The sequence below is a fragment of the Pseudocitrobacter faecalis genome (assembly GCF_965231525.1).
Lineage (GTDB): Bacteria > Pseudomonadota > Gammaproteobacteria > Enterobacterales > Enterobacteriaceae > Pseudocitrobacter > Pseudocitrobacter faecalis.
Genome location: NZ_CBDDNJ010000002.1, coordinates 1,405,858 through 1,418,571 on the forward strand (window position 1 = coordinate 1,405,858; position 12,714 = coordinate 1,418,571).

Here is a 12,714-nt window from a genome sequence, read left to right on the forward strand (position 1 = left end):
CTGGTTGAATCTATGCAACAGAGTGAGTCACTGAGTGCGGCCCCGCATCGGGCGGTTGAAACCGATGCCCAGGCACTGCTTGAACATGTGCTGGAAATTTACGATCTGAAAACTGTCGTGGCGCAGCTAAATTCGGTGGGTGAGCAGCACTGGAGCCCGGCTATCGTTAAACGGGTCGTGACGCTAGCGCGTGCCAATACGCGGTTGAGTGAAAATGAAGTTACCCAGCTGGCGGCTTTATTACCTAAACCTCCCGCACATCATCCTGATTACGCATTTCGGTTTGTTGATCTGTTTGCCGGTATCGGCGGTATTCGAAACGGGTTTGAAGCCATTGGCGGGAAGTGCGTGTTTACCAGTGAATGGAACAAACATGCGGTGCGTACCTATAAAGCTAACTGGTACTGCGACCCAAACGAGCATCAGTTCAATGCCGACATCCGTGATATCACCTTAAGTCATCACCCTGATGTGAGCGACAGCGAAGCCCGGGCGCATATTCAGCAACATATTCCCCAGCACGATGTGTTGCTCGCGGGCTTTCCGTGCCAGCCTTTTTCTCTGGCGGGCGTATCCAAGAAAAATGCGCTGGGCCGGGCACACGGTTTTGCCTGCGATACACAGGGCACACTGTTTTTTGACGTGGTGCGCATCATCGATGCGCGTCGCCCGCCCATCTTTGTGCTGGAGAACGTCAAGAACCTCAAAAGCCACGACGGCGGGAAAACCTTCCGCATCATTATGCAAACGCTGGATGAACTGGGATACGAGGTCTCTGATGCGGCGGATATGGGCGCTGACGACCCGAAAATTATCGATGGTCAGCACTTTTTACCGCAGCACCGCGAGCGTATCGTGCTGGTGGGTTTCCGCCGCGATCTTGGGCTGCATAAAGGCTTTACCCTGCGTGATATTCCTCACTACTACCCGGCGCGGCGGCCAGAGTTTGGTGAGCTGCTGGATCCCATAGTGGATGAGAAATTCATTCTGACCCCCGTACTGTGGAAATATCTCTACCGTTACGCGCGAAAGCATCAGGCAAAAGGCAACGGTTTTGGTTATGGCATGGTTGACCCGACGCGTCCCGGCAGCGTGGCGCGTACGCTTTCCGCACGTTATTACAAAGATGGTGCGGAGATCCTCATCGATCGCGGCTGGGATAAGGCACTGGGTGAGAAAGATTTTGACGATCCGCAAAATCAGAAACATCGTCCGCGCCGCTTAACGCCACGGGAATGCGCTCGCCTGATGGGCTTTGAACAACCCCAGAAACATCAGTTCCGCATCCCGGTTTCCGATACCCAGGCATATCGCCAGTTTGGCAATTCAGTTGTGGTGCCGGTTTTTGCCGCTGTGGCGCGTTTGCTGCGTTCGCGCATTCTGCAGGCCGTTGCAATGCGAGAGAAAAGTGGCGGACGTTCACGATAAAGCCACCCGCAGCAAAAACATGCGGGCAATCGGTACGCGCGACACGGCGATTGAACAACGTGTCGCCGCGTTACTTACCGAGTGCGGCTTCGCCTGGACGGCCCAGCAAAAAAACCTGCCTGGGCGTCCCGACTTTGCCCTCGACGAATACCGCTGCATCATCTTTACACACGGCTGTTTCTGGCATCACCATGACTGCTATCTCTTTAAAGTCCCCGCCACGCGCACGGAGTTCTGGTTGACAAAAATCGCCAGCAATGTGGCGCGCGACAGGCGCGATGTTGCCCGGCTGCATCAACTGGGCTGGCGGGTATTGATTATCTGGGAATGCGCCCTGCGCGGGCGGGAAAAACTGGCGGATAACGACCTGAAAGAACGGCTGGAGGAGTGGATCTGCGGCGGTGAAGGCAGCGCGCAGATCGGCACTCAGGGGATGTCGCAACTGATGGTTACTTCTCTTCCTGACAAGACGTAACGCTGCTTCTCGCCCCGACCAGATACTTCCCTAACGTCACCAGCACCACGGCGGCGATAATGATCACCAGCGCCAGCCACTCGACGCCCGACAAACGCTCGCCGTTAAACCCAGTACCCAGCAGTACAGCCACCACCGGGTTAACATAGGCGTAGCTGGTGGCCACCGCCGGCGAGACGTTGCGGATTAAAAACATATAGGCATTAATGGCAATGATGGATCCGAAAACGGCCAGGTACGCCACCGCCAGCAAACCTGAGGTATCGGGCATTGTGCTCAGACGCTCACCCGTCAGCAGGGAAGCGCTCATCAGCACGATACCTGCCGCCAGCATTTCAACCGCGCCGGCCATCATGCCGACGGGCAATTCGATGCGCGAACCGTAGACGGAACCGAAAGCCCAGCTCATCGAACCAATCAAAATCAGTACCGCGCCCCACGGATTACCGCTGAGGTTGCCGCCGCTGTTAAGAAGAATAATTCCACCAAGACCGATGGCGATACCCAGCCATTCGAGTTTACGCGTCGCAATACCAAAAAAGCGGCTGAAGCAGAGCGTAAACAGCGGCACCGTCGCCACCATCACGGCGGCAATACCGGAAGGCACATTCTGGTGTTCGGCAACGGTCACCATGCCGTTACCCACCGATAGTAGCAGCACGCCAATTAACGCGGCGTTCAGTAATGGGCGCCAGGCCGGCAGACGATGGCCGGTTAACAGCAGATAACTCAGCAGCAAAATTCCCGCCGAAAGAAAACGCACACCTGCCATCATCAACGGTGGCCAACTGGCAACGCCGATGCTGATGGCGAAGTAGGTCGAACCCCAGATGATGTAGAGCGCAAATAATGCACCGATTAGCGGTAACAGCTGTTTGATACGCATAATTTCTCACGGGAAAACACCAAGGCGGGATATAGTAAGCGGCAAAATGATTCTCTGCGAGTGCTTTTATTCGTAGCGAAATGTTGAATTTGTGTATGCAAAATGTATGGTATGTGTAACCCGTACATTTGCATCATACTGTGTGATTAATAAACAAAATAATGAAAGGAACGTACTGTGGCGGGAAGTAGTTTATTAACCTTACTGGATGATATTGCCACGTTGCTGGATGACATCTCCATGATGGGCAAGCTGGCGGCGAAAAAGACGGCGGGTGTGCTGGGCGATGATTTGTCGCTGAATGCGCAGCAGGTTTCAGGGGTGCGCGCGAATCGTGAACTGCCGGTGGTCTGGAGCGTGGCGAAGGGTTCACTACTGAATAAAGTGATTCTCGTGCCGTTGGCGCTGCTGATCAGCGCATTTATTCCGTGGGCCGTAACCCCGCTGCTAATGATAGGCGGGGCGTTCCTGTGCTTTGAAGGTGTTGAGAAAGTGGTGCATACGCTACATGCGCGTAAGCACAAAGAGGACGATGCCGCGCGTCAGCAGCGATTAGACGCCATCGCCAACCAGGATCCGATGGTTTACGAGCGCGATAAAGTGAAAGGCGCGATCCGCACCGACTTTATTCTCTCCGCAGAAATTGTCGCCATTACCCTTGGCATCGTGGCAGAAGCCCCGCTCCTGAATCAAATTCTGATTCTCTCGGGTATCGCTATTTTGGTTACTATTGGTGTTTACGGCCTGGTGGGCATCATCGTTAAACTGGACGATATGGGCTACTGGCTGGCGGAGAAAAAGAGCGCGCTGGCCCAGGGCACCGGCAAAGGTTTACTTTTTATTGCCCCCTGGTTGATGAAAATATTGTCAGTGGTCGGTACGCTGGCGATGTTTTTGGTGGGCGGTGGGATTGTGGTTCATGGCGTGGCGCCGCTGCATCATGCGATTGAAGGCTTCGCCGCGCAGCAGGGATCGCTGGTCGCTATGCTGCTGCCGACGCTTGCGAATCTGGTGCTCGGTTTTATTATCGGCGCTGTCGTGGTGGCGGTCGTCAATGGCATCAATCGCCTTCGTCAACGTGAAGGATAAAAAGTGCGCCCTGATTACGCAAACCCGCTGGCGATCGACTAATGTGAAACTGTTTCACCCTGATACCGGAGGCAACTATGGTCTTTTTGGTCAGTGATGAAGTTCGGGCTAAGAGTGGTGGTCAGCGCATGGTCGTAACGGGTTATGCCAGTGGGATGGTTGAATGTCGCTGGTATGACGGTTTCGGCGTCAAGCGTGAGGCCTTCCGTGAAGATGAACTGATGCCCGGCGGCGATTGCGCGCAGGAGAAAGCGTAGACAAAACGCCCGGCACTGGTCGGGCGTTTTTGACTCGAGACCGCGATTGTTGTACATCATGAATTCAAAGCTGTTTTTCCGTTCAGGAGTAAGTACGTTGTCTCTTCATCAGGAGTTTTGCCGGGAGCCTTTGTGCATCCCGTAACCCCCGAAAAATCCCCCGGTTGGTTGAGAAAGCTTAGCCAGCACACCCGACCCGGTAGAGTGGTAAACCTCTGCTTTTGCGTTGTTCTGCTGTTTTCAACGGTTCTGACGTGGCGTGAAACGGTGGTGCTGGAAGAGGCTTATATTTCCAGCCAGCGCAATAATCTGGAAAATGTCGCCCGTGAGATGGATGGGCAGCTGCAATTCAACGTCGATCGCCTGCTTTTTTTTCGTCATGGTATGCAGGCGGCGCTGCAGGCGCCACTGGGGTTTGAAGTTTTGCGCAACGCGGGAGCGGAATTTTCCAGTAAGCGTCAGGAGCCTGACTGGCATATTGCGCTGGAAAACCGTCGTACACTGCCGCTCAATGGTGTGTCGGACGCGTTTGTCGAGCAGTCTGATTTCTTATCTCGCGATAACCCTTTGGTCGCCAACGAGTTCACCGCGGCCTTAGAACTGGGCTATTTACTGCGTCTCTCTTCAATTACCGGGCAGCATCTTTCGCGCTTTTCACCGCGCATGCTCTACGTCTCGCGAGCCGGATTCTTCCTCAGCAGCGAACCGGTGACGCGTAATATTACTGAACAATTTTATGAACTGGTCACCAGCCCGTGGTTCATCCAGCAGTCTGAACGTGAAAATCCCGGACGCGGTGTGCGCTGGTATACAACATTCTCCAGTGATAAACAGCACGAAGCGCAGATGGTTACGGCGTCGGTGCCGCTGAATTATCAGCATTACTGGTTCGGTGTGCTGGCGGCGCAGCTCTCCGTCAGAGAAATGGGGGAGTTTTTGTTGCGTGCCGTGGAAGGCGAAACGGAAGGGGAGTATCAGCTTTATGATAGCCGCATGAACCTCATCGCCTCGTCCGACCCGCATGTCACGCCGCTCACGCAGGAGGTGCAGGCCCAGCTTGCTCGCGCTTACGAAGATAATAATCGCGGTAGTTTGCGTGAAATGACGCGCTATATCAGTTGGGAAAAGCTGCGTAATTTTGACGGTGTTCTGCTGCGCATTCACAGCCTTGAAGAGGGGTTAAAGGGGGATTTTGGGCGTATCAGCATCGCGCTAACGCTGTTGTGGGTGCTGTTTACCGGCATGTTGATTCTTTCGTGGGTGGTGATCCGCCATATGGTGAGTAACATGTCCACATTGCAAGAATCCTTGCAGTGGCGTGCCTGGTACGATGCACTGACGCGTTTATATAACCGTGGTGCTTTATTCGAGCGTGCTGCAACGGCATCGGCACAGTGTCGGCAGTCAGGAAAACCGCTAGCGGTTCTGCAACTCGATCTCGATCATTTTAAATCAATTAACGATCGCTACGGCCATCAGGCCGGCGACCGCGTGCTGGCACATATCGCCCGCTTAATTGCCAATAAAATACGCGAAGGGGATATTGCCGGGCGTGTGGGCGGAGAGGAGTTCTGCGTTGTCCTGCCAAATGCCACGCTCGCGCAGGCGCGAGAGATAGCCGAGCGGATCCGTGAGTGTATCAACCGCCGCGAGATACTGGTGTCGAAAGGGCAAACCCTTCGCGTGAGCGCGTCTGTTGGCGTGTCGGGCAGCGATAATGAGCAGGGGCGTTATGATTTTGCCTATTTGCAATCTGTTGCCGATCGTCGTCTCTATCTGGCAAAAGAGGCCGGACGCAATCAGGTTCGCGCTGAAGACTAATTCCCCAGGAAGTGGCTGAGGCCTTCGTCCCAGCCACGTGGGCCTCGCAATTGTGTATGATACACCCGTTGCGGATCGTCATTTTTTAAATGAATTCCTTCCCGGCTCAGACTTTTCACCACGACAGCATAATCGGTGCTATCGAGCAGGTCTGCATCGTTAGGGCCATCACCTAATCCAAGAGAAAGGCGACTGTGGCCATCCCGCTGCAACATCCTGCGACGCAGAAAACTGACCGCCTGTGCCTTACCGCTTTGTTCATCCAGCACGTGCCAGAATCTCGCGCCCTGAATAAAACGCAGCCCAAGCTGTTGTAACGTCGCGGAAAACGCAGTCATGCGTTCATCAGTGTCGCGCCAGATAAGCGTCTCAGAAGCCTCCTGAAGGCGTGCCAGCGCCGCATGTTTGTCATTCAGACCGGACCATTCGCTGAGAACCTGCGCGTCAACGTCAGAAATCGCGGTAAATTTATACCCTTCGCGTTCGCGAAGATGGTGCAGGACGCCAACAATATCGGCATGCGTCGCCCCGCAAATAATGCGCGGCCAGGACTCGTCATCCTGCCATTTTGCATCAAGCTGAATAACCGCACCGTTCTCGGCAATAAACGCGCGGCCTTCGAGGCCAATTTCTTTCTGGATAAGCATCATTTCTGCGGCGGTCTTACTGCTACAGAGGATCACCGGCACATCCCGCTGCTTCAGACGCATCAGCCATGGCGCGGCTGGCTGCCAATCGTAAGTATGGTTATCCAGTAACGTGCCATCCAAATCTGTAAAGATAACCAGCGGTTGTTGCCGATCAAACATAAGTTCTCCTTATGTGCTCATTCGCTATTAAGAAAAATCTCAAAATAATAAATCGATATAAATGAGATAAAACTGATGACAACCCGCGTCGGATGCTGGACGTAGCGCATTACACCGACGCATCGTCTGTAACGGGATTGATCGGCTTGGTGAATAAATCTTGTCATTGGATATAAACGCAGATAATGTTTCATCCACATCAGATTTCCTGGTGTAACGAATTTTTCGATGACTTCTTGCAGATGCAAGTTTGATCCCGACTCCTCAAGCGTCGGGATTTTTTTATCCTCATTTTCAGCGATTGGCTTCGGTCACGCTAAAGTCGTGAATATCTAACTCAAACGCTTCAGCCAGCTCTCGCCAGGTATGATATTCGCGGCCATCAACGCTCACATGATAAGGATCATCAGCGGCACGATGAATTTCGCTTTCGCTGATTTCATTGATGGCTGCCAGCAGCGCATCAACGTTGACGCCGTGGGTCGCTTTGGCATGGTTCATCATCATTACCTCTTACCGCCCGTGCAATAATAAGTATATCCGGCATTTATTAATATGCTCATTTTATGAGCGGAAGAGTGATTGATGAAGAAAGCAGCAGTTACGGAGTAAGGCGCTGTCAGCGGAGGCATTTTGTTCTACACTGGGCAGAAACGTTGAGGAGATTGCGTATGCAGGTAAACGATCGTGTGACGGTCAAAACGGATGGCGGCCCACGTCGATCCGGCGTGGTGCTGGCGATTGAGCAGTTCAGTGAAGGAACAATGTATCTGGTCTCGCTGGAGGATTATCCGCTCGGCATTTGGTTTTTCAATGAAAATGGCCATCCGGACGGTATTTTCGTCGAGAAAGTAGACTGAATTAGGATGAAATTGACTGGCGGTTTTATCCGCCAGCAAGTCGTCATTAACGCATATTCACGTAAATGCCGGAGGTCACATTATCTGCAAGACGTACAACGTGATAGATCACTTGCTTATTATGCGTTTTAATTTTCCTCTTGATATTACCCTTATGTGACGATACCGTTTTGGCCTTAATATTCATTTGATCCGATATCTGAATCGTTCCCTGCCCTGACATCCACATCCGCAACATGCTCGATTCCGTTCGACTTAACGATAATGTCGACATGTTGATCTGTTTTACCTCGTCAGTTTCTTTTTTCAGATAATTCCCTAAAATATCATCCAGTGTTTCTGGCTTTATCGATTTGGAGCTTATTAACAGATTACTCCTAACCAGTAAGTATTCATCAAAATGGATATTCGCAATCGCCATAAAAACGATAAACAGCGTTCTGGGATGTTGATTAATGATTTGTTTAATGTGCTGACTGCTTTGTGCATCGTGGATAAAACAGTCTTCATTAATGAACACCACAGACGGGCGGCGGTCGCTACACAATGCCGCGAGTCCGTCGACATCGCTGATGTTATCAATATCGCGTTTCTTAACCCCTCGACTCGTCAAGTACCCTATCAATCCTAGCCGGGTGTAACTGCATAGATCCATAATAATCGTTGACATGGCATACCCTCACTCAATGCGTAACGATAATTAACCCCTTGCCTGAGCGCTTCATAACTCACTGAGCAAATTTATAAAACTAACAACCAAGCGAAGACGATCAGGCGGCCTAAACTATCCCGTAAAGTTACGTATAATTTGCCAGGAATCTTCTCAAAGTAAAGTAAATGTTAGGTTATGTGAGTAGAGTAAAAACAAATAATCCGCGCCAGATATATCCTGGTAGATGTTTTATAAATGGGCTTTTAGGAATTTCCTTACAATACCAGGAATGAGGTTATGGAGAATTGACCCGGGGTAACTCGCTGATAATATCCGCTAAAAGATCGAATATTTCGCTAAATAAATGTTCGCAAAAAGGAGCAATAAGCGGCATTAACGCCGCCATTAATAATATCCCTACAGTTAATGTGATTGGAAATCCAATCACGAACACCGACAATTGCGGAGCCATACGATTAAGCATACCCAATGCAAGGTTAACGGTGAGCAGCAGCGTAATGACCGGCAGTGCCAGCATCAGGCCGTTGAGGAAGATGAGTCCGCCTGCTCGGGCAAGGGCCAGAAAGGCGTTGCTGTTGAGGGGCTCCCCCCCAATGGGCAAGGTATGAAAAGTATCAACCAGCAGCGAAATCAGCCATAAATGGCCGTTAAAAACCAAAAACAGCAGCATGGCGAGCATATCCATAATTCGCGCCAGTACAGGCATATTCAGGTTGCTGCCGGGGTCGACAAAGGTGGCAAACGACAACCCCATTTGCAGGCCGATAATTTCCCCGGCAGTTCTTACGGCGGCAAAGGCGAACTGCATCGTAAACCCCAGCGCAATGCCGATCAGGATTTGTTGTAGCGCCAGCCAAAGGGCATTCGGCGAGAAGAGCGGGACGTCCGGCACAGGGATAGCGGGGGCAATCACCACGGTGATAACCAGCCCGAGCCCGACTTTAACGCGCTTGGGGACGGTTCGCTCGCTCAAAATGGGGGCGGTGGAAATCAGTGCCAGCACGCGCAGTAGCGGCCAGAAATAGAGGCTTATCCAGTGGATCCACTGATCGCTGGTGATAGTGAGCATCAGGGTTAGCCGATGATATACGGAATGTTAGAGAACAGGGTGCGAACGTAATCAAGCAGCAGGTTAAGCATCCACGGCCCGGCGACCACGATAGCGATAAACACGGCGATGATTTTAGGAATGAAGGAGAGCGTCATCTCGTTGATTTGCGTCGCCGCCTGCAAAATGCTGATCACAAGCCCCGTAATCAGCGCAACCAGCAGCAGCGGGGCCGCCAACGCAAGGGCAACTTTCATCGCCTCGGTGCCCATCATCATTACGGATTCAGGTGTCATGGCAGGCTCCCGTTAGCTGTAAAAACTTTGCGCCAGCGAACCGACCAGCAGCTGCCAGCCGTCGACAAGCACGAACAGCATCAGCTTAAACGGCAGGGCGATCGTGGCGGGCGGCACCATCATCATCCCCAGCGCCATCAGCACGCTGGCGATCACCAGGTCGATAATCAGAAACGGAATAAAAATGGTGAAGCCAATCTGAAAGGCGGTTTTCAGCTCACTGGTCACATACGCTGGCAGCAGAATGCGCAGCGGCACCGCTTCCGGGCCTTCAATCGGCGCGCTGTTCGCCAGACGTGCAAACAGCGCCAAATCAGCCTCGCGCGTCTGACGCAGCATAAACTCGCGTAGCGGCTGCGAGCCTTTATCCATTGCTTCCTGCAATGAAATCTTATCTTCGCTAAAAGGCTGATAGGCGTCGGTATAAATCTTATCGATGACCGGCGACATAATAAAAAAGGTCAGAAACAGCGCCAGCCCCAACAGCACCTGATTCGGCGGCGCAGAGGGCGTCCCCAGTGCGTTACGCAGCAGGCCAAAAACGATAATGATGCGGGTAAAACTGGTCATCATCAGCAAAATCGCCGGAATAAACGTTAGCGAAGTGATAAACACCAACGTCTGAACCGGCAGCGACCAGCTTTGACCGCCACCCGCTAATGGCTGGCTGACCAGCCCCGGTAGCTGGGCGAAGGCGGCAGGCGAGATCAACAACAGCGCAGGGATGAGGACAGCGAAAATACGGCGCATCAGGATCTCCCGGAACGCTTGAGTACATTTTTCATCAGAGATGAAAAATCGGCGGCAGCAGGCTGCCCTGGGTGTGTATCGGGTGATGCGGGTGGCAGCGTGTGCAGGAGGGTAACCTGATTAGCGGTGACGCCCAGCACCAGACGCGCATCTTCTACGTTCACCACCACCACACGTTCACGCGGGCCGAGGGCGGCGCTGGCGCTAACCTTCAGACCCTGCGCGCCTCGCACGCTACTGCCCCCGACGCCAAAACGTTTGGCTATCCATGCTCCGGCGAGGATCAGCAGAATAATGCCGAGCAGCGCACCGCTGACCTGAATCAACGGTGAGGCGTCGGGGGCAGAGGCGTGCGCGACGGTCGCGTGGGTCGGGCTTTTCATGTTTAGCGGCTCAGGCGACGCATACGTTCGGACGGCGTAATGATGTCGGTGATGCGCACGCCATATTTGTCCGCCACCACGACCACTTCCCCCTGGGCAATCAGGTAGCCGTTAATCAGGATATCCAGCGGTTCGCCCGCCAAACCGTCCAGGGCCACCACGGAACCCTGCGTCAAACGCAGGAGCTCTTTGATAGTCATCCGGGTACGACCCAGCTCCACGGTCAGCTTGACCGGAATATCCATAATCAGGTCGATATCCTGCAACGTACCGCTGACATCGCCGCCGCCGAGTTGCTGGAACACCGCATCAGCCGCGCTTTTACCGCTGGTGGATTGTTGTTCATTCAACGCTTCAGCCCACAGATCGTCCATTGCGCCGGTGTTCTCGTCGGACGGGTTATTCATATCACTCATTTGGGCTGTTCCTCATTCAACGAATTCAAAATCGGGTTAATCAGGTGTTCGACGCGCAGTGCATATTGTCCTTTCACCGTACCGTACTGGCTGGTCAGCACCGGCACGCCATCCACATGCGCGATGATGCGGTCGGGTTTATCAATAGGCAGCACATCGCCAGGTTTTAGCTTGAGGATCTGCGACAATCGCAGTGAAATGTCGGCAAAGTTCGCCACCAGTTCCAGTTCGGAATGTTGCACCTGGCGCACCAGATTTTCGCGCCAGTTCTGATCTTCAGTGCGCGAGTTTTCCAGCGGCGGGTTAACCAGCAGTTCACGCAGCGGTTCGATCATGCTGAACGGCAGGCAGATATTGAATTCGCCGGTCAGGTTGCCGATTTCAACGTGGAAGGGCGTGTTGACCACAATGTCGTTAGGCGAGGTGGTGATATTGGTGAATTTAACCTGCATTTCCGAACGCACATACTCGACCTCAAGCGGATTAATCGCTTTCCACGCGTCACGGTAGCCTTCGAGTGCCAGCTTAAGCATACGGTTGATAACGCGCTGTTCCGTATGGGTAAACTCGCGGCCTTCCACCTTGGTCGGAAAACGACCGTCGCCACCGAACAGGTTATCGACGGCGATAAACACCAGGCTCGGCGAGAACACGAACAGCCCGGTGCCACGCAGTGGTTTCAGGTGGATAAGATTCAGGTTGGTCGGCACCGGGAGATTGCGCGCAAATTCGTGATACGGCTGAATTTTAATCGCCCCAACGGTAATGTCCGGGCTACGTCGCAGCAGGTTAAACAGCCCCATACGGAACTGACGCGCAAAGCGTTCGTTGATGATCTCCAGCGCCTGCAAACGTTCGCGCACCACGCGACGCTGGGTATTAGGATCGTAAGGACGAATGTCGTTTTCGCCCGCCACGCCTGCTTTCGGCTCATCGCGGTTATCGCTGTCACCGTTAAGCAGGGCGTCGATTTCGGCCTGTGAAAGAATGCTATCGCCCATGAGGTTATCGCAGAATAAAAGCGGTATAGAGAACGTCGGTCACGTCCTGCTTCGGCTGACCGGCAATCAGTGGCGTGCTCAGCGTCTCTTTAATGGCGGCGGCCAGTTTTTGCTTCCCGGCATCGGTCGCCAGTTGTGTGGCGTCCTGGCGAGAAAGCAGCAGCAACAGACGGCTGCGCACTTCCGGCAGATACTCATTCAGCCGTGCGCGCGTCGCTTCATCTTTCAGACGCAACGTAATGCCGAGATAAAGCACGCGATCCGCATCGCCAAGATTCACCGTAAAGGTATCCAGCGCGAAAAAGACCGGCGCGGCAGGGGGCGGCGTCTCAGCTTTACTTTCCGTGGCGCTGTGCTGCTGCATCCGCCAGTAGCTGTAACCGGCGGTCGCCACGGCGGCGAGCGTCACGAGGATCAGCAGCGGCAGCCAAATGGCGCGTTTGCGTTTTTTAGTGATAGCGGTGTCGGTCATCTGATGCGGTCTTCCTGTTGCATATACTGCTTATCGTGTGATTATCCCGA

17 protein-coding genes are annotated in these 12,714 nt (G+C 53.2%); 6 read left to right on the forward strand and 11 right to left on the reverse strand.

Going from position 1 to position 12,714, the window contains the following annotated elements; translation table 11 throughout:
* The first annotated feature begins 12 nt into the window (after positions 1-12).
* Positions 13-1,428, forward strand: a complete 1,416-nt coding sequence (locus tag ACOXYR_RS07250) for a DNA cytosine methyltransferase (protein WP_113857163.1) — start codon at positions 13-15, stop codon at positions 1,426-1,428.
* Positions 1,409-1,903, forward strand: coding sequence for a very short patch repair endonuclease (locus ACOXYR_RS07255; protein WP_407731235.1), 495 nt, complete (start codon positions 1,409-1,411; stop codon positions 1,901-1,903). The genes ACOXYR_RS07250 and ACOXYR_RS07255 overlap by 20 nt, the downstream gene beginning before the upstream one ends.
* On the opposite strand, the gene yedA is transcribed toward ACOXYR_RS07255, so the two are convergent.
* Entirely contained in the window at positions 1,878-2,789 is a 912-nt protein-coding gene (yedA, locus tag ACOXYR_RS07260; protein WP_108475213.1) for a drug/metabolite exporter YedA, read from the reverse strand. The two genes, ACOXYR_RS07255 and yedA, sit on opposite strands and share 26 nt — an antisense overlap.
* Positions 2,790-2,966: 177 nt before the next feature.
* On the opposite strand from yedA, the gene ACOXYR_RS07265 reads away from it, so the two are divergent.
* The 3 genes from ACOXYR_RS07265 to dgcQ all read left to right on the forward strand — a co-directional run bounded on the left by ACOXYR_RS07265 (position 2,967) and on the right by dgcQ (position 5,956).
* Complete coding sequence (locus ACOXYR_RS07265) at positions 2,967-3,878, forward strand: DUF808 family protein (RefSeq protein WP_350436106.1); 912 nt, start codon at positions 2,967-2,969, stop codon at positions 3,876-3,878.
* Positions 3,879-3,955: 77 nt separating this feature from the next.
* Positions 3,956-4,135 carry a YodC family protein gene (locus ACOXYR_RS07270; protein WP_421356677.1) on the forward strand — a complete coding sequence of 60 codons (180 nt, stop codon included), beginning with the start codon at positions 3,956-3,958 and terminating at the stop codon, positions 4,133-4,135.
* Positions 4,136-4,267: 132 nt separating this feature from the next.
* Positions 4,268-5,956, forward strand: coding sequence for a cellulose biosynthesis regulator diguanylate cyclase DgcQ (gene dgcQ / locus ACOXYR_RS07275; RefSeq protein WP_108475216.1), 1,689 nt, complete (start codon positions 4,268-4,270; stop codon positions 5,954-5,956).
* On the opposite strand, the gene ACOXYR_RS07280 is transcribed toward dgcQ, so the two are convergent.
* Together ACOXYR_RS07280 and ACOXYR_RS07285 are read right to left on the reverse strand one after the other, a co-directional pair.
* Positions 5,953-6,765, reverse strand: coding sequence for a mannosyl-3-phosphoglycerate phosphatase-related protein (locus ACOXYR_RS07280; protein WP_108475217.1), 813 nt, complete (start codon positions 6,763-6,765; stop codon positions 5,953-5,955). The two genes, dgcQ and ACOXYR_RS07280, sit on opposite strands and share 4 nt — an antisense overlap.
* Positions 6,766-7,059: 294 nt before the next feature.
* Complete coding sequence (locus ACOXYR_RS07285; protein ID WP_108475218.1) at positions 7,060-7,272, reverse strand: YodD family protein; 213 nt, start codon at positions 7,270-7,272, stop codon at positions 7,060-7,062.
* A 164-nt stretch (positions 7,273-7,436) separates the two neighbouring features.
* Between ACOXYR_RS07285 and dsrB the strand changes: the two genes are divergently transcribed.
* Positions 7,437-7,625: a protein DsrB gene (dsrB, locus tag ACOXYR_RS07290; RefSeq protein WP_112296194.1), complete on the forward strand. Its 189-nt coding sequence runs from the start codon at positions 7,437-7,439 to the stop codon at positions 7,623-7,625.
* Between the two features lie 46 nt (positions 7,626-7,671).
* On the opposite strand, the gene rcsA is transcribed toward dsrB, so the two are convergent.
* The 8 genes from rcsA to fliL form a co-directional block, all read right to left on the reverse strand.
* Entirely contained in the window at positions 7,672-8,295 is a 624-nt protein-coding gene (gene rcsA, locus ACOXYR_RS07295; protein ID WP_108475220.1) for a transcriptional regulator RcsA, read from the reverse strand.
* Positions 8,296-8,572: 277 nt separating this feature from the next.
* The gene (gene fliR, locus ACOXYR_RS07300; protein ID WP_421356676.1) at positions 8,573-9,367 is read right to left on the reverse strand and encodes a flagellar biosynthetic protein FliR; all 795 of its coding nucleotides are present in this window, start codon (positions 9,365-9,367) and stop codon (positions 8,573-8,575) included.
* 5 nt (positions 9,368-9,372) lie between these two features.
* Positions 9,373-9,642, reverse strand: coding sequence for a flagellar biosynthesis protein FliQ (gene fliQ / locus ACOXYR_RS07305; RefSeq protein WP_043953144.1), 270 nt, complete (start codon positions 9,640-9,642; stop codon positions 9,373-9,375).
* Positions 9,643-9,654: 12 nt separating this feature from the next.
* Positions 9,655-10,392 (reverse strand): flagellar type III secretion system pore protein FliP, encoded by a 738-nt coding sequence (fliP, locus tag ACOXYR_RS07310; protein WP_108475222.1) that lies wholly within the window; start codon positions 10,390-10,392, stop codon positions 9,655-9,657.
* Entirely contained in the window at positions 10,392-10,775 is a 384-nt protein-coding gene (gene fliO / locus ACOXYR_RS07315; protein WP_108475223.1) for a flagellar biosynthetic protein FliO, read from the reverse strand. Before fliO ends, fliP begins: the two co-directional genes overlap by 1 nt.
* 2 nt (positions 10,776-10,777) lie before the next feature.
* On the reverse strand, positions 10,778-11,191 hold the full coding sequence (fliN, locus tag ACOXYR_RS07320) for a flagellar motor switch protein FliN (RefSeq protein WP_108475224.1): 414 nt from the start codon (positions 11,189-11,191) through the stop codon (positions 10,778-10,780).
* On the reverse strand, positions 11,188-12,192 hold the full coding sequence (gene fliM / locus ACOXYR_RS07325) for a flagellar motor switch protein FliM (RefSeq protein WP_108475225.1): 1,005 nt from the start codon (positions 12,190-12,192) through the stop codon (positions 11,188-11,190). Before fliM ends, fliN begins: the two co-directional genes overlap by 4 nt.
* Before the next feature lie 4 nt (positions 12,193-12,196).
* Positions 12,197-12,664 (reverse strand): flagellar basal body-associated protein FliL, encoded by a 468-nt coding sequence (gene fliL, locus ACOXYR_RS07330; protein WP_108475226.1) that lies wholly within the window; start codon positions 12,662-12,664, stop codon positions 12,197-12,199.
* Positions 12,665-12,714 lie beyond the last annotated feature (50 nt).

Bases quoted from the DNA above. Each gene is read 5' to 3' on its own strand.
- yedA (WP_108475213.1), bottom strand. From the start codon at position 2,789: ATGCGTATCAAACAGCTGTTACCGCTAATCGGTGCATTATTTGCGCTC.
- fliM (WP_108475225.1), bottom strand. From the start codon at position 12,192: ATGGGCGATAGCATTCTTTCACAGGCCGAAATCGACGCCCTGCTTAAC.
- fliQ (WP_043953144.1), bottom strand. From the start codon at position 9,642: ATGACACCTGAATCCGTAATGATGATGGGCACCGAGGCGATGAAAGTT.
- ACOXYR_RS07250 (WP_113857163.1), top strand. From the start codon at position 13: ATGCAACAGAGTGAGTCACTGAGTGCGGCCCCGCATCGGGCGGTTGAA.
- fliP (WP_108475222.1), bottom strand. From the start codon at position 10,392: ATGCGCCGTATTTTCGCTGTCCTCATCCCTGCGCTGTTGTTGATCTCG.
- fliN (WP_108475224.1), bottom strand. From the start codon at position 11,191: ATGAGTGATATGAATAACCCGTCCGACGAGAACACCGGCGCAATGGAC.
- fliL (WP_108475226.1), bottom strand. From the start codon at position 12,664: ATGACCGACACCGCTATCACTAAAAAACGCAAACGCGCCATTTGGCTG.
- fliO (WP_108475223.1), bottom strand. From the start codon at position 10,775: ATGAAAAGCCCGACCCACGCGACCGTCGCGCACGCCTCTGCCCCCGAC.
- ACOXYR_RS07280 (WP_108475217.1), bottom strand. From the start codon at position 6,765: ATGTTTGATCGGCAACAACCGCTGGTTATCTTTACAGATTTGGATGGC.
- dsrB (WP_112296194.1), top strand. From the start codon at position 7,437: ATGCAGGTAAACGATCGTGTGACGGTCAAAACGGATGGCGGCCCACGT.
- ACOXYR_RS07270 (WP_421356677.1), top strand. From the start codon at position 3,956: ATGGTCTTTTTGGTCAGTGATGAAGTTCGGGCTAAGAGTGGTGGTCAG.
- rcsA (WP_108475220.1), bottom strand. From the start codon at position 8,295: ATGTCAACGATTATTATGGATCTATGCAGTTACACCCGGCTAGGATTG.
- fliR (WP_421356676.1), bottom strand. From the start codon at position 9,367: ATGCTCACTATCACCAGCGATCAGTGGATCCACTGGATAAGCCTCTAT.
- ACOXYR_RS07285 (WP_108475218.1), bottom strand. From the start codon at position 7,272: ATGATGATGAACCATGCCAAAGCGACCCACGGCGTCAACGTTGATGCG.